20 protein-coding genes are annotated in these 19461 nt (G+C 61.3%); 11 read left to right on the plus strand and 9 right to left on the minus strand.

The features are described from left to right. Nucleotides 1–13 precede the first annotated feature (13 nt). The gene (gene ppa, locus I5L03_RS03285) at nt 14–544 is read right to left on the minus strand and encodes an inorganic diphosphatase (protein WP_197920251.1); all 531 of its coding nucleotides are present in this window, start codon (nt 542–544) and stop codon (nt 14–16) included. Nucleotides 545–671: 127 nt separating this feature from the next. On the opposite strand from ppa, the gene hisS reads away from it, so the two are divergent. The 7 genes from hisS to I5L03_RS03320 all read left to right on the plus strand — a co-directional run bounded on the left by hisS (nt 672) and on the right by I5L03_RS03320 (nt 9010). After that, nucleotides 672–1925, plus strand: coding sequence for a histidine--tRNA ligase (hisS, locus tag I5L03_RS03290; RefSeq protein WP_197920252.1), 1254 nt, complete (start codon nt 672–674; stop codon nt 1923–1925). Further along, the gene (gene prfA / locus I5L03_RS03295; RefSeq protein WP_197920253.1) at nt 1922–2989 is read left to right on the plus strand and encodes a peptide chain release factor 1; all 1068 of its coding nucleotides are present in this window, start codon (nt 1922–1924) and stop codon (nt 2987–2989) included. The genes hisS and prfA overlap by 4 nt, the downstream gene beginning before the upstream one ends. Nucleotides 2990–3089: 100 nt before the next feature. Then, the gene (prmC, locus tag I5L03_RS03300; RefSeq protein ID WP_197920254.1) at nt 3090–3941 is read left to right on the plus strand and encodes a peptide chain release factor N(5)-glutamine methyltransferase; all 852 of its coding nucleotides are present in this window, start codon (nt 3090–3092) and stop codon (nt 3939–3941) included. Nucleotides 3942–4133: 192 nt separating this feature from the next. After that, nucleotides 4134–4808, plus strand: coding sequence for a DUF4167 domain-containing protein (locus I5L03_RS03305; RefSeq protein WP_197920255.1), 675 nt, complete (start codon nt 4134–4136; stop codon nt 4806–4808). A gap of 42 nt (nt 4809–4850) precedes the next feature. Continuing rightward, on the plus strand, nt 4851–6470 hold the full coding sequence (gene lnt, locus I5L03_RS03310) for an apolipoprotein N-acyltransferase (protein ID WP_234035002.1): 1620 nt from the start codon (nt 4851–4853) through the stop codon (nt 6468–6470). Nucleotides 6471–6520: 50 nt separating this feature from the next. Beyond that, nucleotides 6521–7753, plus strand: a complete 1233-nt coding sequence (metK, locus tag I5L03_RS03315; RefSeq protein ID WP_197920256.1) for a methionine adenosyltransferase — start codon at nt 6521–6523, stop codon at nt 7751–7753. 18 nt (nt 7754–7771) lie between these two features. Further along, the gene (locus I5L03_RS03320; RefSeq protein ID WP_325100059.1) at nt 7772–9010 is read left to right on the plus strand and encodes a DUF418 domain-containing protein; all 1239 of its coding nucleotides are present in this window, start codon (nt 7772–7774) and stop codon (nt 9008–9010) included. Here the strand turns inward: I5L03_RS03320 and I5L03_RS03325 are convergent. From I5L03_RS03325 to I5L03_RS03340, 4 genes are all read right to left on the minus strand, one after another. Next, nucleotides 8985–10256, minus strand: coding sequence for a spinster family MFS transporter (locus I5L03_RS03325; RefSeq protein WP_197920257.1), 1272 nt, complete (start codon nt 10254–10256; stop codon nt 8985–8987). The genes I5L03_RS03320 and I5L03_RS03325 overlap by 26 nt on opposite strands. A gap of 169 nt (nt 10257–10425) precedes the next feature. Further along, a complete protein-coding gene (locus I5L03_RS03330) occupies nt 10426–10806 on the minus strand; it encodes a hypothetical protein (protein WP_197920258.1) in 381 nt (126 codons plus the stop codon). 46 nt (nt 10807–10852) lie between these two features. Next, complete coding sequence (locus I5L03_RS03335) at nt 10853–11320, minus strand: hypothetical protein (protein ID WP_197920259.1); 468 nt, start codon at nt 11318–11320, stop codon at nt 10853–10855. An 85-nt stretch (nt 11321–11405) separates the two neighbouring features. Then, nucleotides 11406–11957, minus strand: coding sequence for a GbsR/MarR family transcriptional regulator (locus I5L03_RS03340; RefSeq protein WP_197920260.1), 552 nt, complete (start codon nt 11955–11957; stop codon nt 11406–11408). A 138-nt stretch (nt 11958–12095) separates the two neighbouring features. On the opposite strand from I5L03_RS03340, the gene I5L03_RS03345 reads away from it, so the two are divergent. The 4 genes from I5L03_RS03345 to I5L03_RS03360 all read left to right on the plus strand — a co-directional run bounded on the left by I5L03_RS03345 (nt 12096) and on the right by I5L03_RS03360 (nt 16424). Next, nucleotides 12096–13079: a hypothetical protein gene (locus tag I5L03_RS03345; RefSeq protein WP_197920261.1), complete on the plus strand. Its 984-nt coding sequence runs from the start codon at nt 12096–12098 to the stop codon at nt 13077–13079. 138 nt (nt 13080–13217) lie between these two features. Next, the gene (locus I5L03_RS03350; protein ID WP_197920262.1) at nt 13218–14144 is read left to right on the plus strand and encodes an ABC transporter ATP-binding protein; all 927 of its coding nucleotides are present in this window, start codon (nt 13218–13220) and stop codon (nt 14142–14144) included. Then, complete coding sequence (locus I5L03_RS03355) at nt 14141–15643, plus strand: ABC transporter permease (RefSeq protein WP_197920263.1); 1503 nt, start codon at nt 14141–14143, stop codon at nt 15641–15643. The genes I5L03_RS03350 and I5L03_RS03355 overlap by 4 nt, the downstream gene beginning before the upstream one ends. 61 nt (nt 15644–15704) lie before the next feature. After that, entirely contained in the window at nt 15705–16424 is a 720-nt protein-coding gene (locus I5L03_RS03360; RefSeq protein ID WP_197920264.1) for a CPBP family intramembrane glutamic endopeptidase, BDIM_20840 family, read from the plus strand. Here the strand turns inward: I5L03_RS03360 and I5L03_RS03365 are convergent. From I5L03_RS03365 to I5L03_RS03380, 4 genes are read right to left on the minus strand one after another with little or no spacing between them, the layout of a single operon-like run. Beyond that, nucleotides 16421–17107 (minus strand): glutathione S-transferase family protein, encoded by a 687-nt coding sequence (locus tag I5L03_RS03365; protein ID WP_234035003.1) that lies wholly within the window; start codon nt 17105–17107, stop codon nt 16421–16423. The two genes, I5L03_RS03360 and I5L03_RS03365, sit on opposite strands and share 4 nt — an antisense overlap. Then, nucleotides 17108–17764 carry a CoA transferase subunit B gene (locus tag I5L03_RS03370; RefSeq protein ID WP_197920265.1) on the minus strand — a complete coding sequence of 219 codons (657 nt, stop codon included), beginning with the start codon at nt 17762–17764 and terminating at the stop codon, nt 17108–17110. It lies immediately after the preceding gene. 12 nt (nt 17765–17776) lie between these two features. Next, a complete protein-coding gene (locus I5L03_RS03375; RefSeq protein WP_197920266.1) occupies nt 17777–18601 on the minus strand; it encodes a hypothetical protein in 825 nt (274 codons plus the stop codon). A 3-nt stretch (nt 18602–18604) separates the two neighbouring features. After that, entirely contained in the window at nt 18605–19324 is a 720-nt protein-coding gene (locus tag I5L03_RS03380) for a CoA transferase subunit A (RefSeq protein WP_197920267.1), read from the minus strand. Nucleotides 19325–19461: the final 137 nt, after the last annotated feature.

Below are 19461 nucleotides of genomic sequence, written 5' to 3' on the forward strand. Positions count from 1 at the left end.
GTCAGAAATTCAATTAGCCGTTTTTCGCGCGCTCTATCGCTTCGACGACAACACGCTTGGCTTCTGCTGCATCGCCCCATGCGCCGATGCGGACCCATTTTTCGGCTTCGAGATCCTTGTAATGGGTGAAGAAGTGCTCGATCTGCTGGAAGATGATGCTTGGCAGATCCTTGGTTTCGCCAACGTCCGAATAGTAGGGGAACGTCGTGTCGACCGGCACGCAGACGAGCTTTTCATCGCCGCCATGTTCGTCTTCTAGATTGAGCACGCCAATCGGGCGAGCGCGGACAACGCAGCCGGCCATGAAAGGCGAGCGGGCGATCACCAGCGCATCCAGCGGGTCGCCATCGGGCGAAAGCGTGTGCGGAACGAAGCCGTAATTGGCCGGATAGCGCATCGGCGTGTGCAGGATGCGGTCGACAAACAGTGCGCCCGACTGCTTGTCGAATTCATACTTCACCGGCTCGCCGCCCGTCGGGACTTCGATGATGACATTCAGACTCTCCGGCGGATTATCGCCCGTCGGGATATGTTCGATACGCATGGAATGCTCCGTTCCTTAAGGAATCTGGTGGCACCCCCTCCCAAAACTGGGCGAGCGCCTAGCCGATAGCTTATGGTTTGGCGAGAGGGATTTGCGAATTAGACGAAGGTGGGTAAGGGCAGCGGTCATGGCAAAAGGCAACACACCGCAGGCGATCCGCGGAACGCAGGATATTTTCGGACCCGAGGCGGAGGCATTCGCTTTCGTCGTCGAAACATTCGAGCGCGTGCGCAAGCTCTACCGCTTCCGCCGCGTGGAAATGCCGGTTTTCGAGAAGACCGAGGTTTTCAGCCGCGCGATTGGTGAGACGACCGATGTTGTCTCCAAGGAAATGTATTCGTTCGAGGATCGCGGCGGGGACTCTTTGACCCTGCGGCCCGAGTTCACGGCCGGGATCGCGCGCGCTTTCCTCACCAATGGCTGGCAGCAACATGCGCCGCTCAAAGTCGCAACGCACGGCCCGCTGTTCCGCTACGAGCGCCCGCAGAAGGGCCGCTATCGCCAGTTTCACCAGATCGACGCCGAGATCATTGGCGCCGCAGAGCCGCAGGCCGATGTCGAACTGCTGGCAATGGCCGACCAGGTGATCCGCGAACTGGGCATCGAGGGCGTGACGCTGCACCTCAACACGTTGGGCGATGGCGACAGCCGCGAAGCATGGCGCGCGGCGCTGGTGGAGTATTTCAGCGCGGTGAAGGGTGAGCTTTCCGAAGATTCGCAGGAGCGGCTGGAAAAGAACCCGCTGCGGATCCTGGACAGCAAGGATCGCCGCGATCAGAAGTTTGTCGCCGATGCTCCCAAGATTGACGCCTTCCTGTCCGCCGAGGCCAAGGCTTTCTTTGACGCGGTGACGAGCGGGCTCGATGCGGCAGGTGTCAAATGGAAGCGCGCCGAAAGCCTCGTGCGCGGCCTCGATTATTATCGTCACACGGCGTTCGAGTTCATCCCGGACGAAGGCTCGGCTGCCGCCGATGCGCTGGGCAGCCAGAGCACGATCTTGGGCGGCGGTCGCTATGACGGGCTGATGGAAAGCCTCGGCGGCGCACCGACGCCTGCTGTGGGTTGGGCTGCGGGGATCGAGCGGCTGGCTATGCTGGTGGGTGACCATCAAGAAAGCCAGACTGATGTCGTCGTCGTAGTGGAAGACGATGAAATGGTTTCGCAAGGTCAATCCGCCGTCAGCGCCATTCGCGATGCTGGCCTGTCCGCTGAGTTCATCGCCTCGGGCGGAAAGAAGAAGCGTTTCGACAAGGCCGTAAAAGTCGGCAGCCGCGTGATCATCGCCATGAGCGACGGTGAAAGGCGCGTGCGCTATGATGAGGGTTCTCCCGATCTCGAAAGCCTCGCCGCGACATTGCGCTCTCTCGATCTCGACGCATGACCATCCCTGCCGAACGTCTTCGCCAGATCGCCAATCGCTTCGCCGAGCTCGAGGCGCGGATGGCGTCTGGGCAGTTGGAAGGCGAGGAATTCGTCCAGGCTTCGCGCGATTATGCCGAGCTGGAGCCGGTGGCGAAGTCGGCTGCCGAAGTGCAGGCCATGCGCGAGGAGATCGCGGGGCTCACCGAAATGCTCGCCGATCCGGAAATGAAAGCCATGGCGGAAGAAGAGCTGGAAACGCTCAAAAAGGCGCTTCCGCAGGCCGAGCGCGCACTGTCCATCGCCATGCTGCCCAAGGATAGCGCCGACCAGCGCCCTGCCATGTTGGAAATCCGCGCGGGCACGGGCGGGGACGAAGCGGCGCTGTTCGCGGGCGATCTTTTCCGCATGTATGAACGTTACGCGGCGGAGAACGGCTGGAAGGTCGAGCCGGTCAGCATGAACGCAGCCGAAGTTGGCGGGTTCAAGGAAATCGTGGCGAACGTTACCGGGCAGGGCGTGTTCGCCAAGATGAAGTTCGAGAGCGGCGTCCACCGCGTGCAGCGCGTGCCCGTCACCGAGAGCGGCGGTCGCATCCACACCAGCGCGGCGACCGTTGCGGTGTTGCCGGAGCCGACCGAGGTCGATGTCTCGATCGACGACAACGATCTGCGGATCGACATCTACCGTTCCAGCGGTGCAGGCGGTCAGCATGTGAACACGACCGACTCAGCCGTGCGCATCACCCACGTGCCCACCGGCATCGTGGTCGCGATGCAGGACGAGCGCAGCCAGCACAAGAACCGCGACAAGGCGATGAAAGTGCTTCGCGCGCGGCTCTATGAAAAGCGCCGCGAGGAAGCCCACGGAGCAGAGGCAGAGGCGCGCAAGGCGATGGTCGGCTCGGGCGACCGTTCCGAACGCATTCGGACATACAATTTCCCGCAAGGTCGGGTGACCGATCACCGGATCGGACTAACGCTGCACAAGCTCGATGAAGTGCTCGCCGGCCCTGGTCTGGGTGAGCTGACCGATGCTCTGATCGCCGAAGACGAGGCCAAGCGGCTTGCTGCGCTGGCGGACTGAAGGATTCCGCTCATGCTGAGCTTGTCGAAGCATCGCTTTATCTTCTAGCGCAGTCCCGGAAGTGAAGGACGACCCTTCGACAAGCTCAGGGTGAGCGGTATTGTTAGTGTCCCAAGCAATAAGAGAGGCCGCCGCGCGCCTCGCCGAGACGTCCGACACCCCGCGTCTGGATGCCGAATTGCTGATGGCGCATGCGCTTGGCTGTTCGCGTTCGGACCTGTTGCTGCGGCATCAGGACACAGCCGCGCCTGCTGCGTTCGCGGAGCATCTCGATCGCCGCATGCAGCACGAGCCGGTCGCTTACATCATCGGCGAACAGGAGTTTTACGGGCGACCGTTTCGTGTCACTCCCGATGTCCTGATCCCGCGCGCTGACAGCGAGAGTGTCGTCGACGCGGCGCTGAGCGCAGCACCAGAAGCGCGGCGCGTGCTCGACCTTGGCACAGGCTCCGGCGCGTTGCTGCTTACGCTTCTGGCCGAGCTGCCCGAGGCGCAGGGTATAGGGATCGAACGCTCGCAGCCTGCTCGCGCAATTGCCGTGCGCAACGCCGATCAGCTTGGCGTTGCTCACCGCGCCGAAATCCGCTCAGGCGACTGGACGCAAGCGGGATGGGCCGACGGGCTGGGCCGCTTCGACCTCATCATCGCCAATCCGCCCTATGTCGAGACCGATGCCGATCTCGCGCCCAATGTGCGCAATTTTGAGCCTGCCGAAGCGCTGTTTGCTGGAGCAGATGGACTCGATGATTACCGGATATTGATACCGCAACTCCCCGATCTGTTGACAGAAAATGGCGTCGCTGTGCTCGAAATCGGCGCGTCTCAGACAGGACAAGTATCTGAAATATCGAACAATAATGGCTTTTCCGCACAAGTCCGCCTGGATCTGGGCGGGCGTGATCGTGCGGTGATCTTGCGATTAAGGCTTGGCAAAGGCGAATCGACTAGTTAACTCTCGAATCAGGACGGAAAAGCAGTTCGATTGCTTTCCGCCTCAACTCCGACATTTGTTGGCTGGAGCGGATGAGCCGCCACAGAACTATGCAGATGAAGGGCTAACACGCACCCGTTTGGGTGCCTTGCGCAAAAGCGCAAATCCGCCAGGCCAGGTGGCCGGGGATCGCAACAAGGAAGCGAAGTTCCTTTGAATAGTAATCGCAATAACAATCGTCGTCGTGGTGGTGGTGGTCGCAACAACAATCGTGGCGGCGGCAATCCCATGCAGAACAACCGGATCGACAGCCGCGCGCGTGGCAATGCCCCGCAGCTGCTCGACAAGTACAAGAAGCTGGCGCAGGAAGCGCAGCTGAATGACGACCGGGTGCAGACCGAATATTACCTGCAGTTCGCCGATCACTACTTCCGCGTCATTGCTGACAGCAAGGCACAGAAGGAAGAGGCGCAGGCGAAGAAAGCTGCCGAACGTCAGAACGATCAGGGGCAGGATAATTCCTCTGATGATGATGACGATCGCCAGAATGACAGGAAGCCCCGCGGCCGGAAAAACACGCGCCCGCGCAAAGGTGATGCCGATCAGGACAGCGGTCAGGAAGGCGAAAGCGGCGATCAGGGGGAGGATGACAATCCCTTAAACCGCGATGATGAGAAGCCGAAGAAAGAGCGCAAACCGCGCCAGCCGCGCAAGAAAAAGGATGAAGGCGCTGGCGAGAGCAATCTCGATCCCGGCGTGCTGCCGCCCGCTATCGCGCGCGGTGACGATGATGCCGCTGGCGATGACGCTCCGAAAGCTCGCAGGGGCCTGAAGCCGCGCCGCAAGCCGAAGGATGACGGCGAAGAAGCGCTCGAGGCCGTAGGCTAACCACGCGGAAGTCTGGCGGGTAGGGAGCAGGAAAGCTCAGGCATGACGGCTCCTGCTGCACAGGCTTCTCACCGGCGCTACCCGATAATCGACGCGATGCCGCGCCGGGCATGGGCGTGGTCGATCGGCCTTGGTCTCCTCGCTGCGACGGGGTTTGCGCCGCTCGGACTGTGGCCGGTCGCGCTCATCGCGATGGGTCTGTTCGCCGTAATGATTGCGCGCAGTGCAAGCTGGAAGCAGGCGCTCTGGATCGGCTGGCTGTTTGGCTGGGCGCATTTCACCTACGGCAATAACTGGATCGCGACTGCATTCACCTATCAATCGGAAATGCCCGCTTTTCTCGGCTGGCTGGCGGTGCCGCTGCTGGCGATCTACCTCGGCCTCTATCCCGCGCTCGCTGGCCTTGCCGCGCGGCTTGTCGTCCGGAGTGGGCCGGGCTGGAGCTTCGCGCTGGTGCTGTCAGGTGCGTGGATCATTGCCGAATGGCTACGCAGTTGGGTCTTTACAGGCTATCCGTGGAACCCCTTTGCGATGGCGCTGCTTGGCCCGTTCGACCGGCCGGGGCTCGCCGCGCTTTCGCCGATCATGGGCACCTATGCGCTATCGGGGATCGGGGTGCTGCTGGGCACGGCGCTCGTGCTGCTGGCGGCAGAAAGGCGCTGGCGCGTTGCCGTGCTGGTGAGCGTTCTGCTGGCCGCAGGCATGTACTGGCCTGCCACCACGACGCGCGAAGGCACCCAGGTTGTCACTATCGTGCAGCCACAGATTGCGCAGCCAGACATCTCCGATCCGCGCCGCTACGAAGCCAATTTCCTAGAGCTCGCTGGGCTTTCCGCACGCGCAGCCGATCAACCATCCGGTCCGCGCGTGGTCCTCTGGCCCGAAAGCGGCATGGCGGACTACCTGCGTCCCGGCTATCCGCAGCGCTATTACGATGCGACCACCGCGCTCGGCAGTCCCGAATTCGCGCGCCGCCGAATTGGCGCCACGGTGGGCGAAAACAGCGTACTCCTCACCGGCGCGATCGATCTGGAAATCGGAGAGGATGAAACGGGCTATGTGCGCGCGCTTGGTGCTCGCAACGCCGTAACTGCGCTGTCGCCCGAAGGTGAAATCCTTGCCGGATATGCCAAGGCGCATCTGGTGCCCTATGGCGAATATCTCCCCATGCGCGGATGGCTGGAGCCGATTGGGCTGAGCCGCCTTGTGGCCGGCTCTATCGATTTCTGGCCTGGGCCGGGTGCGCAGACGCTCGACCTGCAAGAGTTCGGAAGCGTCAGCCCGCAGATATGCTTTGAGATCATCTTCTCAGGGCAAGTCGTCGACCGCGATGCGCGTCCCGATTACATTTACAACCCGTCGAGCGAAGGCTGGTTTGGCTCCAACGGTCCGCCGCAATTCCTCGCTCAGTCACGCATGCGCGCGATTGAGGAGGGGCTGCCCGTGCTGCGCGCGACGAATAATGGCTATAGCGCCGTGATCGATCCGCGCGGCGTGGTGCGCGCCTATCTCAGGCCGAGCGAAGAAGACCGGATCGACGCGGTAATCCCGCCTCCCGCCAGCCCCACACTGTTTGCCCTAATGGGCAATATACTCCCGATTTTATGGGCAATCTTGCTCCTCGGCCTCGGTATCGTTGCAAGAGGGCGGAGAGCCAGTTAGAGCCGCCGGCTGAATATCCTATTCGATTTAATGAGAAGGCAATCTCCAACATGCGCCAATCCTACCTGTTTACGTCCGAAAGCGTCTCCGAAGGCCATCCGGACAAGGTTTCCGACCAGATCTCCGATGCCATTGTCGATATGATGCTGGCGAAAGACCCGGAGGCCCGCGTGGCCTGCGAAACTCTCACTGCGACGCAGCGGGTCGTGCTGGCCGGTGAAATCCGCTGCAAGGGCGTTTATGAAAAGGGACGCGAAGAGTGGAAGCACAACGATTATTGGGCACCGGGCGCAAAGGAAGAGATCGAACAAATTGCCCGCATGACGGTGAAAGAGATCGGTTACGAGCAGGATGGCTTCCACTGGGAAACGCTGACTTTCGAGAACCACCTTCACGGGCAGAGCGCGCATATCGCGCAGGGTGTCGATTCCAGCGGCAACAAGGATGAAGGCGCGGGCGACCAGGGCATCATGTTCGGCTTTGCCTGTGACGAGACGCCTGACCTGATGCCGGCGACGCTCGATTACAGCCACAAGATCCTGCATCAGATGGCGACCGACCGTAAGAACGGCACCGCGCCCTTCCTGGAGCCGGACAGCAAGAGCCAGGTCACGCTACGCTACGAAAAAGGCAAGCCGGTGGAATGCACGGCTGTTGTCGTCTCCACCCAGCATGCGCCGGGATACGACGAGGGCGAGAAGGAAGCCGAACTGCATTCTTACGTGAAGGGCGTGGTTCGCAATATCCTTCCTGATGGTTTCATCACCGACAACACCGTGTGGCACATCAACCCAACAGGCAGCTTCGAAATCGGCGGCCCCGATGGCGATGCCGGCCTGACTGGTCGCAAGATCATCGTCGACACCTATGGCGGTGCGAGCCCGCACGGCGGCGGCGCGTTTTCGGGCAAGGACCCGACCAAGGTGGACCGCAGCGCGGCCTATATCACCCGCTATCTCGCCAAGAATATCGTTGCCGCTGGCCTTGCCACCAAGTGCACGATTCAGCTTGCCTACGCCATTGGCGTGTCCCGGCCGCTGTCGCTTTATGTCGACACGCATGGCACGGGCACGGTGTCCGATGACAAGATCGAAGATGCGATCCGCTCCATTGCCAAGCTGGGAGACCTGACCCCGCGCGGCATCCGCACGCACCTCGGCCTCAACAAGCCGATCTATCGCCAGAGCGCGGCTTACGGTCACTTCGGCCGTTCGGCAGAAGGCGATGCCTTCCCATGGGAACGCACCGATCTGGTGGACGACCTCAAGGCGGCTTTGGCCTGACCTGACACGAGACGGGCGGTGAGCACGCAAGACACTTCGCTCACCGCCGCTCCTGCGAGAAAGCGGATCGAGGCGCTCGACGCGCTGCGCGGGCTGGCGGTGATCGGCATCGTGCCGATGAATGTCATCGCTTTTGCGATGCCGCCCGCTGCCTATTTCAACCCGCGCGCTTTTGGAGGGCATGACCTGCTGGAAAGCGCGATCTGGGCGGTCAGCTTCGTTCTGATCGAGGACAAGTTTCGCGCGCTTTTCGCGATGATGTTCGGTGCTGGCGTTGCCATCCTGCTTGGCAAGGCGAGCGACCACCCGCTGCGCGATCACTATGCCCGCATGATGGTGCTGTTCGCCATCGCGATAGTTCATGCGGTGCTGCTGGCGAACAATGATGTGCTGCGCGTCTATGCCGTGGCAGGGCTGCTATTGCCGATTGTAGTGTGCTGGCGGGCGCGGACTTTGCTGGTGGCGGCTGGTTTGCTGATGCTTGCGCAGCTCGCGGTTTCCGGCTGGTATGCATGGGATTGGGTGGCCTATGCGCTGGAAAGGGCGAGCGGCGCGCTGGTCGATCCCGCCCCGCAGGAACAGGCAGAGGCGCTTTACGGCTTCAATCCGCAGGTGGTTGAGGAGGCGATCGCGCGAAATAGCGGCTCCCTGACGGACCGTATCGCAATGCGGCTGGACACTCTGCCGCAGCAGGTGACCTTTATTGCGGCATCGCTCCCGTCAGCCCTCGCGGCAATGCTTGTTGGGATGGCGTTCTGGAAAAATGGCCTGCTTGCCGGGCATTGGGAGCGGGCGAGGCTGATGCGGCTCGCGCGTTGGTGCGGTCTGCTGGCGCTGCCTCCGCTTGTCGCGCTGTCGGTATGGACACTTCGCTCCGGCTTTGATCCTATCTTCACGACAGCCAACGCGCTGGTGTGGAGCGCGCCTCTCGACCTGTTGCTGGGCGTCGGCTGGGCGGCGCTGGGCATGGCGATTTTCGCGGGCGGTGGGGGGCTGACCCGACGGCTCGCCGCGGTAGGGCGAATGGCGCTGACGAATTATCTCGCTACCAGCGTGATCCTCGCGGCCATTTTCGCGGGCTGGGGGATGGGACTGTTTGCGCAAGTCTCGCGCGGTGAGGCGTTGCTGATCGGCCTCATTCCCATCGCGCTGATGCTGATTTGGTCGCCGCTCTGGCTCGCGTGTTTTCGGCAGGGTCCAGCGGAGTGGGTGTGGCGCTGCCTCGCAGGCCTCAGGCTGCTGCCCTTGCGCCGCTGACACGCGCCATATCGCTGCGCAAATGCCGCGCGGCGAGAAAGTAGAACAGGGCTGCCAGCAGATAGAACGCCCCGCCAATCGCCATCGCAATGGCGAGGCCCTGGCCTGCTCCATATTCCCGGCTGAGATTGTCGCTCAGCAAGCCGATCAGCGTCGGTCCGACGCCGCCGGCGAGCGTGTAAATGCCATTGAGCGTAGCCGAGGCAGTGGCACGCATGCGCGGGTGCATCAGGTTCTGAATGGTCGCGAAAGTGATGCCGAGATAGCTGAGGGTGAAGAAAATCGACCCGCCAACGCACACCAGCAGGAGCGTCAAATCACCTTGCATGATGCCGAACGCGCCCAGCGGCCCGCCGATCGCCAAGCCGACGCCGGGTATCAGCGCATATGCCGCAGGATTGCGCTCCCCCAGCCGATCCCCCAGCCAGCCTGCGCCGACAATGGAGAGCGCGGCGGGGAGGCTCGCCAGCACGCCGGTGTAAAGGCCCGCCTCGGCCAGACCCATGCCGAATTTGCGCACCAGCAGCGATGCGAAGAAGAAGTTGAGTGCGTAGCTGAGCGCGGCCGCGATGAAGCTGCCGAGGATCAGGTAACGCGCGCTCGGCAGAGACCAGATCCGCTCGATAAAGGCGCTGATCGGCGGCACGTCATCGCCTTGCTCTGCGTCGAATTGCCCACGCTTGGGTTCGCCCACGAACACATAGGCTACCAGTCCCAGCACAAAGCCCGGAATAGCCGCGACAAGGAAGGTCGCTTCCCAGCCGAAATTCTGCGCGACATAGCCGCCGCCGACAAAGCCGATGAAGGCACCCAGTGGCGGAGAAAGCAACAGTATCGAGATTGCGAGACCGCGCTTGTTCGCGGGAAAATAATCGGAGATCACCGACTGGTTGGGCGGCAATCCGATGGCTTCGCCAAGGCCCACACCCATGCGCGCTGTGAGCAATTGCATCCAAGTCCCAGCCAGCCCGCAAGCAGCGGTGAATAGCGACCAGATGGTGACCCCGCCTGCGATCAAAGTGAGCCGCCTCACTCGCTCGGCAAAGCGCGCGGTCACAAATCCGCCCAGCACGTTCAGCGCCGCAAAAGCCCATGTCAGCATGGAGACTTGCGTATCGCTAAGGCCGAATTCCTGCTTGATCGGCTCGACCAGCACATTGACCACAATGCGATCGATAAACCCGACAGTCGCAATCGCAGCGAGGATGCCCAGCGCGAGCGAAGGCGAATTGCGGCGGGTTTTCATGGGAGCTGGTCTAGCAGTAATGTAGCTGAGCGGAAGGCGCTCTGGCGTTTTTTAAGTCAGCCCACCCCGCTGCGACTAAGCCCACCCCGGAACATGTCCGGGATGGGCCAAGTCTCGCTCCCCTCCCGCAAGCGGGAGGGGGTGGGGGTGGGCTATCGAGGAATGAGCCTCAATCCGCGAGGGCGAGATCACCCTTTTGTTCGCGCACCCAGCGGCCGACCTTGCGGCCGTATAGGGCAATCGCGCGCATGTTGAAGAAGTGCCAGCAGCCGAGCACCAGCACGGCGAGGCCGACCTTGGTGGCGACGAAGCGAATTGCCTCGGCATAGGTGGTCGGCTCGCTGCCAAGGCTGATGGTCAGCAGGATGAAGCCGATATTGACGAGGTAGAAGCCGACGACAAGCAGGTGATTGGTGCTGCGCGCCAGCACTTCATCGTGGCCGAAGCAATCGACCAGGAACACCTCGCCATTGACGCTGAGCGTACGCGCCACCCAACCGGTCATGGCAATGGCGATGATGAGATAGGCGAAATAGCTGGCTTCGATCATGGGACTTCTCCTTGGTTAGTCCGCTTGGGGTTGGTTGGTCGGGGGTTCAGAACAACAGGTCGTGGATGGGGTTGGCGGGCGCGTCTTTCACTTCTTCGCGCACCCTCTTGAGCCGCATGCGATGTCGCCCCCATGTGAGGCTCGCACCTGCGCCGCCCAGCACGCTGAAAATCGCAAAAAGAGGGTATTCGGTGAGTTCGCCGCTCAGAATGAGCACGAACAGCAGAGCGATAATCGCGCCTCCGATCGCGCCAACTGCCAGATAGGACAGGATGCTTTCACGAGAGATGTGATGCAGTACTCGGGTTGCGCCCAGCCCGACTGTCAGCATGCCGAGCAACGCAAAGGGTGCTCCAAAAAGCAACGGGGCAAGCATCACTCTTATCGCATCCAGCAGACCGATGGTTCCAAGACGATCAATCGCCAGTGGGATTGAGAGCAAGAGCCATGGCCCGCCACCTCCCATCGTCCCGGCAGCCACTGCCGCACAAAACGCCTTGAGGTGCGACGGCAAATCCTGTCCTTTCGGTAATTTCTGAAATGCAGGGGTGTGAGGAGGTGGTGGCGTGGTCTGCATGGCTTGCTCCTGCGAAGAGGCCTTAGTGCTTCGTCTGGTTGCGGACGGGGATGAAGCGGGCGACTTTGCCGCCCATTTTCATCAGCGCGACCAGCGTGGATTTGGGCAGGCGGCGGACATCTTCGTACCAGCCTGACAGCGTGCCCATGAAATCATGCATCCGGCCAATGCGCTCGCGCACATATGCAGGCACGTCATCGCGCGCGGCCATCTGGTCGGTGAGGTCGCTGAGAGTCTGGATGGTCGGATCGATCTCACGCTTCTTGCGCTCGATCACGATTTTCATCAGCATGTCCCATAAATCGGTTTCGGCAGCGAAGTGGTCGCGCCTGTCACCGATGATATGGGTGCGGGTGACTATGCCATATCCCTGTAATTCCTTGAGCGCGGTCGAAACATTGCTGCGCGCGAGGCCCAGCGTCTCGCAGATCTCCTCGGCATGCATCGGCTCTTCGCTGAGATAGAGCAGTGCATGTACTTGGCTTACCGACCGATTGACGCCCCAATGGCTGCCCATTTCCCCCCAGTGGAGGATGAAGGCGCGGGCTTCGGGAATATCGATTACCTTGGTCATCAAACGCGACTCGCTCGCTCATTTCTCAATTTCTGTAATTTCAGAAATACAGGAATGCACGAGGGGGTCAAGCTTTTCGTTTGGTGCGTTTCGACTGGCGCGCTATCCCACGGCTTGGTTTCTAGGAGGTCACCTGCAGTGATGTCGCCCCGCATCTCTCTGCTGCTTTCGGCAAGCGCGCTGCTGGCGGCCTGTGCCACTACGCTGAATGCGCCAACCTTACCTATGGTCGATACCCACGCGGCACGCACAATGGTCGCAGTGCATGGAGAGGCGCTGTGGCCCGGCTGGGCCGAAGATGATCGGGCGGTGCTCCTCGTCGCCAAAGAGGCCGAATATCTTCTCTGCGCGCCGCAGCAACAAGGCTTCGTGGCGGTCGGGACGGAACCCGTGACCGGGTGCAGCCGCCAGACGCGGCCCGTGCAGACTCCAGCGGATATTGCGGCACCGTCGGAGATCGGCGACGTGCTGGTCGCCTCCATCGGTCTTCCTGACGCGCTGGGTGCGGACGGGATCGATTGGCAGCTGACGCTTGCGCACGAACTGTTCCACAGCTGGCAGGACCGTATGCCGGGCTACAACGCAGCAGTAATGGAAGTCACGTCGCGCCTGGCTCCTGCCGATGCCGGCGATGCCGGATGGATGCTCACCTATCCCTTTCCTTATGCCGAAGCTGCAACAGCCGAAGCCTTCGCGCCCATGGCGGCTGCGGCGCACACCTATCTGGCAGCCACCGACCAGGCGGCGCGACGCGCCGCGATTGTCGATTACCTTGCAGCGCGGCACGCAGCGGAAGCGCAGATCGGCCACGAGGACTGGCTGTATTACGAGTTTCAGGCAGGGCAGGAAGGGGTTGCCCGCTGGACCGAATTGGCATTGGCGCAGCGCATGGCGCAGGACGATCCACGCTATGTTGACGCTTTCACAGAGCGGCGCGGAGGCCTCGCCACGTCGCTGCGCGCCATCGATCGGCAGGGTATCGGCATGTGGCGGCGCAACGTGTTCTACGTTTACGGCGCGATCGAGGCAGACATGCTCGATACGCTCGATCCGGTGTGGCGCCTCGATTATCCGGCACGGCCTTTCGCGCTGGGCGAACATTTGCAGCAGCGCCTGGACTAGTCCTTCACCATCCCCAAGCCCGCCCGACCAGAGCAACCGACCCCCGCCAGCTAACTTGCTGAAATCTTCGGTTGAGGCTTGACCATTAAACCTTCTTGCCATCAGATCGCAGTCGACCTTCCGGGGAGCAACCACACTATGTCCGCAGCCGCGATGGCCTTTGACGGGGTCACAAAGCAATTCGGCGATTTTACCGCCGTCGATCATCTGAGTTTCGCCGTGCCTGAGGGGACGATATTCGGCTTCCTCGGCGGCAATGGCGCGGGTAAAACAACTTCGCTGCGCATGGCACTCGATATCCTGACGCCCACCGGTGGCCGGATCGATGTGCTGGGCAATCCGCCCAGCCGAGAAAGCGCGAGCGATATTGGCTTTCTCCCCGAAGAGCGCGGGCTCTATAAAAAAATGAGCGTGCTCGACACGATCGTCTATTTCGCGCGGCTGAAGCGGATGGAAGCTGGCCCTGCCAAGCAATCTGCCATGGCGCTGCTCGAACGGCTGGAGCTGGCCGACTGGGCCAAATCCCCGGTCGAGAAACTTTCCAAGGGCATGGCGCAAAAGGTGCAAGTGGCAACCGCGCTGGTGAATTCGCCGAAGCTGCTGATGCTGGACGAGCCTTTCTCCGGTCTTGATCCGGTGAACCAGAAAATGCTCGAAGACCTTATCGCCGATGCCGCTAAGGATGGCGCGACGGTGATCTTCTCAACCCATGTCATGCAACATGCCGAGCGGCTGTGCGACAGGCTCCTGATGCTGGCGCGCGGCAAGAAGGCGTTCGACGGCACGCAGGATGAAGCGCGCGCTGCTCTGCCTGCGCGCCTCGAACTGGCGAGCCGGACTGCCCCTGATGCTTTGCCCGGCGTCGAAAGCGCCGAAGCCATCGGCACGGCCGAGGATGGCTGGATCAAATACGATGTGCGGCTCAATTCCGGGGTCACGCCCGAGCAGCTGCTGGAACATTGCACCACGAACGGTTTCGGCCTGCGCAGCTTCGATGTGCAAACACCTAGCCTGCATGAGGTGTTCATCCACTTCGTCGGTGCCAATGAGGAGATCGAGCGATGAGAGAAGTCATGCTTGTCGCCATGCGCGAAATTCGCCAGGTCCTCGGCACGAAAGGCTTCTGGTTCATGATCGCTGCAGTACCGGTGGCGCTTGCCGTTTCGGGCTTCGCCAGCAACCAGCTCGCGCCCGAACGCTCGGTCGCTTACAGCGTGGTCGATGAGACCGGCCTGTATGAAGATCGTATCACCGCGCGGCTCGAATACGATTATCAGGCAAGCGAGCTGCGCGATCTCGCCGAATATGTCGAGCGCTGGGAATTGCAGGATGCGGTCCCCGATGCGCCTTGGGCAAGCCGCCAGAGCTGGCTGTTCCCTGCCGAAGTCGAGCGCTTCGCCGATATGGGCGGATCCGAGGCCGCCATCGCTGCGCTGGAGCCGTTCCGCGAGGAAGGCGTACCCGAATTCGAGCCCGATGACCGCTCCTACGAACAAATTGCCTTTCCCGATGATTTGACATTGCCTGACGCAGGTGAGGAGCCGGACGAAAAGCTGATCGCGGCGCTGGAAGGCGATGTCGATGTAGAGGATCGCGAGCTGCCTTTTGGCGCGGTATTGCAAATCCCTGCAAACTTCGGTGAACCGGGCGCCGAGGCGCGGATATTCACCAACGGCCGATCGAACACCGGGTTGATCCGCGTCATCCGCGAAGAGCTTTCCGGAAGCCTGCAAGATGGTGCTTTTGCCGCGCAGGGCATCGCGCCGGATACGGCACTCGCCATCCAGGGATTGCAGGCGCCGGTCTCCGTAATCGAGCCGCCGCCCGGTGCAGGCCGCAGTGTTGTCGCTACCCGTTCGGTGGTGCCGATCGCCCTTGTCTACCTCCTGTTGATCACTGCGGTCACAACCGGTTCGCTGATGTTGCAGGGCGTTGTAGAAGAGCGCTCCAACAAGCTCGTCGAAAGCGTGCTCGCCTGTATCAAGCCCGATGCCCTCATGCAGGGCAAGCTGCTGGGGCTTGGCGCGGTAGGCTTCATGATCATTATTGTTTGGGCTGGCACGGGGATGATCGGTGCGCTCTATTTCGAAGGCTTCGCCGCCGATGTGCTGCGGCCTTCGCTGGAAGCGTTGGACGATCCGCTGCTGATCTTTGCCATGCTGTTCTACTTCGTCACCGGCTACATCGTGCTCGCCATGATGTTCCTTGCGATTGGCGCGGTCAGCGAGAGCATGCAGGACGCGCAGAGCTATCTCACCCCGGTGATCCTGCTCATCATGATCCCGGTCCTGATTGTGATGCAGGCCGCGATCAGCGGGCCGGACCAGCTCGTGGTGAAGGTGCTGTCATGGATCCCGATCTATACGCCGTTTGCGATGCTGGCGCGGCTGGGGACGGGCGTTGCGACATGGGAGATAATCGGCACGATGGTGCTGATGGTCATCTTCGTCTGGATTGAACTTCGCCTGCTCGGTCGCCTCTTCCGCGCAAGCTTGCTCAATGACGGCAAGCCGACATGGAAGCGGATGGTAGGTTGGTTGAAATCGAGCGAAGCTGGGCGGTAAGTCATACGCCATTCAGCGAGAAAGGCATTAATATCCTCGGTTGCTGACAAGGGGCGCGTCGATGGACGACAAGCTGATCTCGATCGCTGCGATCATTGGCATTCTGTTGGGCGCGGGCCTAATATTGGGTTTGCTCGACAGGCGGAATTTTCGTTTCGGTTGGCTGCTGGCCGCAGGCGGGCTCATCTTCACAAATGATGCGCTGCTGACCAATCTCTACGGCATCCTGCCGCGCGTCGCGCCGGGCCTGGACTGGAATTGGCAGGGCAAAACACTCGCGCTTCTCGCAACGCTTGCCATCGCAGCGCATCCCGCATTCGGCTGGAAACGATCGGGCCTGACGCTCGCACAAGCGCCGGGCAGCATGCGAACCGCTTTGCCGGTCGCCATCCTATACGGCCTGTTCTTCCTCGCCCTCGCGCTGGTATTCCCAAATCAGGAAGCGTCAGCGGAAACCATAGCTTTCCAACTCACCATGCCCAGCTTTGAGGAAGAACCGTTTTACCGAGGCATACTCCTGCTCGCCCTGTACGAGGCGTTTTGTGGCAGGGTGCGATGGCTGGGCATCGATTGGAGCTGGGGTGCGCTAATTGCCTGTATCGCCTTCGGGCTGGCGCATGCATTCAGCTATTCCGACGGATCGGTTGCATTCGATCCGATTTATTTCGCGCTGACCGCCGTTCCATCGCTGCTCGCAATCTGGGTGCGGATGCGGACCGGCAGCCTGCTGCTGCCTGTGCTCATGCATTCCTTCGGCAACACCATCATGGTGCTGGTCTAACCCGTCCGGAAATCTTCGATAATCTCACCGCTCGCGCCGACTTCGGTTTCATGGCTGGGCTCGCGCCAGCTTTCGGCGAGGGCTTCTGTTTCCCATTGCTGCATGGCGGGGTGAGCGAGGATCGCATCGACCCAAGTTTGCGCACCGCCCACGTCCAGCCCATGGGTGCGGATGCGGAAGGCGACGGGGGCGTAGAAAGCGTCCATGGCGGTGAAATCGGGTCCGGCCAGCCATGGGCCGCCGAACCGGTCGAGACCTTCTCCGAAGAGCTCAGTCAGCCGGGCGACATCTCTGGCGAGCGCGGAATCGTGAGGCGCCATTTTGACGCGCACGCCGACATTCATGGGGCACTGGTTGCGCAGCGCGGAGAAGCCTCCATGCATTTCCGTGACTGCGCACATGGCGAATGCGCGAGCGTCCTCGCCTTCGGGCCAGACCCCCTCGTGCCTCTCAGCAAGGTAAAGGACGATGCCGAGCGAATCCCACACGGTCCGCACGCCATCCATCAGCACGGGCACCTGTCCGGTGGGCGAAAAAGCGCGGAAGGCTTTGTAGTTCACCGCCTCCGTGAACGGCTCGATCCGATCCTCGAAGGCGATGCCGAGCGCCTTCATCAGCAGCCAGGGTCGCAGACTCCAGCTGGAGTAATTACGATTGGCGGTGATGAGGGTGTAGGCGCTCAATTAAAGCGCAACCTCGTAAGCCGCGGTCGTTTTCTCCGCCACGTCCTCAGCCGTCACGCCGGGAGCAAGCTCGATCAGGCGGAAGGGGCTGTCATGGTCTTTGCGATGGAAAACACACATGTCGGTAATGATCATGTCGACCACATTGGTGCCGGTCAGCGGCAGGGTGCATTCGGGGATGAATTTGGGGTCACCATGCTTGCTGGTGTGCTCCATCACCACGATGATTTTCTTCACGCCCGCGACCAGATCCATCGCGCCGCCCATGCCCTTCACCATTTTGCCCGGGATCATCCAGTTGGCGATATCGCCATTCTCGGCGACTTCCATCGCACCCAGCACGGTCAGGTCGATATGTCCGCCGCGGATCATGGAAAAGCTGGTTGCGCTGTCGAAATAGGCGCTGTGCGGCAGTTCGCTGATGGTTTGCTTACCGGCATTGATCAGGTCCGCATCCACCTCGTCCGGATAGGGAAAGGGGCCGATGCCGAGCATGCCGTTCTCGCTCTGCAGCGTGACCTGCATGCCTTCCGGGATGTGGTTCGCAACCAGCGTCGGGATGCCGATTCCAAGGTTTACATAATAACCGTCTTCCAGCTCCTGCGCAGCGCGGGCGGCCATTTCATCACGGGTCCATCCTTGGGCATCGTGGGGCATAAAAGGTTTCCTTCAGTCGATGGGAGTGGGAATCAAGAACCAGCCTTGGCCGATCATGGGCTCAAGCCCGGCGGCAAGGGATGGGTCGCGAATGTAGGTGTAAAGGTCGTCGAAATCGGCGCGCTCATCTCCGGCAATGGCAAGCACGCAATGTGTTTCCAGCAGCGCCTGGCGGCGCTCCTGCTTCGTCTCTCCCGGGTAGCGCTGGACAAAAAGGGGGTCGCGGCCGGTGGGATCGAGGCGTGCCTGCTGCAGTAGTCCTCGGATGATGCCCGCATCGGTAGGCTCACGATCCGTAATCCAGGCGATGGCGATGCCTTCGCGGCGGAAGCCTTCCACTACTGCCACAAGCGATGGATCCGTCACCGCGCCATTTCCCAACGGCAGGACGCTTTCGGCAGGATCAAGGTCGATGAGGACAGCCGGCACAGATGCTTCGCATGGCGCGCGACTGGGCGTCAGGGAAGTCGGATCTTCGAGCAAGGCGGATCGTGGTGCAGCTTCCGCATCGGGCTCCGCGGCACTCGCAGCCAATTGCTCCATGCCGCCGCTGACGAAGCTTCCCAAAGCCGCGAAACTCCCGCTGAGGGATGTGGACATCGTCGGCGCAGGCAGCACGCCGGTGGGCAGCAGCGCATATTCCCCGAAGCTTCGTTCGCCAATCGTATCGGGGTCGATATCGGTGCCTACCGCAATCGCTTGCGCGGTGCGTTCTCCGAAAACCGCATTCCCCGCAATCGCCCCGCCAGCCGCCAAGGGAATGGCAGCTGCAGCCAGAAGGCAGCCCTGCAGGCTGAAAGCGGCAACAAGCAATAGGAGGGCGCGGGCGGCGGACAAGGCTTAGGCGGCCTCGCGTTCCCGGGTCGTGGTGAATTCGATCTTCTTGTCGTAGGGTGCGCCGATGATCATGCGCTGCACGAAGACACCGGGCAGGTGAATGCTGTCGGGATCGAGCTCGCCCGCTTTCACCACTTCCTCGACTTCGACGACGCAGACCTTGCCGCAAGTGGCGGCGGGCTGGTTGAAATTGCGCGCCGTCTTGCGGAACATCAGGTTGCCCGTCTCATCCGCCTTCCACGCTTTTACAATCGATAGGTCGGCAAAGATGCCCTTTTCAAGGATGTAGTCCTCCGGGCCATCGCCGGTATCGAACTGCTTCATTTCCTTACCCTCGGCCACCTGCGTGCCGACGCCCGTCTTGGTGTAGAATCCGGGGATGCCAGCACCGCCAGCGCGCATGCGCTCGGCAAGAGTACCTTGCGGGCAGAATTCGACTTCCAGCTCGCCTGCCAGATATTGCCGCTCGAACTCTTTGTTCTCGCCGACATAGGAGCTTATCATCTTGCTGACCTGCTTGGTGCGCAGCAGCTTGCCGATGCCTTCATTGTCGATACCGGCATTGTTGCTGGCGAAAGTGAGGTTCTTGACCCCGCTATCCTGGATCGCGCCGAGCAGACGTTCCGGAATACCGCACAGGCCAAATCCGCCAGCGGCGATCAGCATGTCATCGCGCAGCAATCCATCAAGAGCGGCGGCGGCATCGGGGAAGAGCTTCTGCATGCGAACGATCCTTTTGTCGAAATCCAGCTATATGGCGCGGGAATAGAGGGTGATGCTGTCTGTGTCACCCCGCGAGTGCGCGATGGTGCGTTGCAACATGAAAAATCGTTCAACTTTCGATTTAAATACGTGTTTGT

Origin of the sequence: Aurantiacibacter sediminis (genome assembly GCF_016019885.1) — a bacterium.
Classification (GTDB): domain Bacteria; phylum Pseudomonadota; class Alphaproteobacteria; order Sphingomonadales; family Sphingomonadaceae; genus Alteraurantiacibacter; species Alteraurantiacibacter sediminis.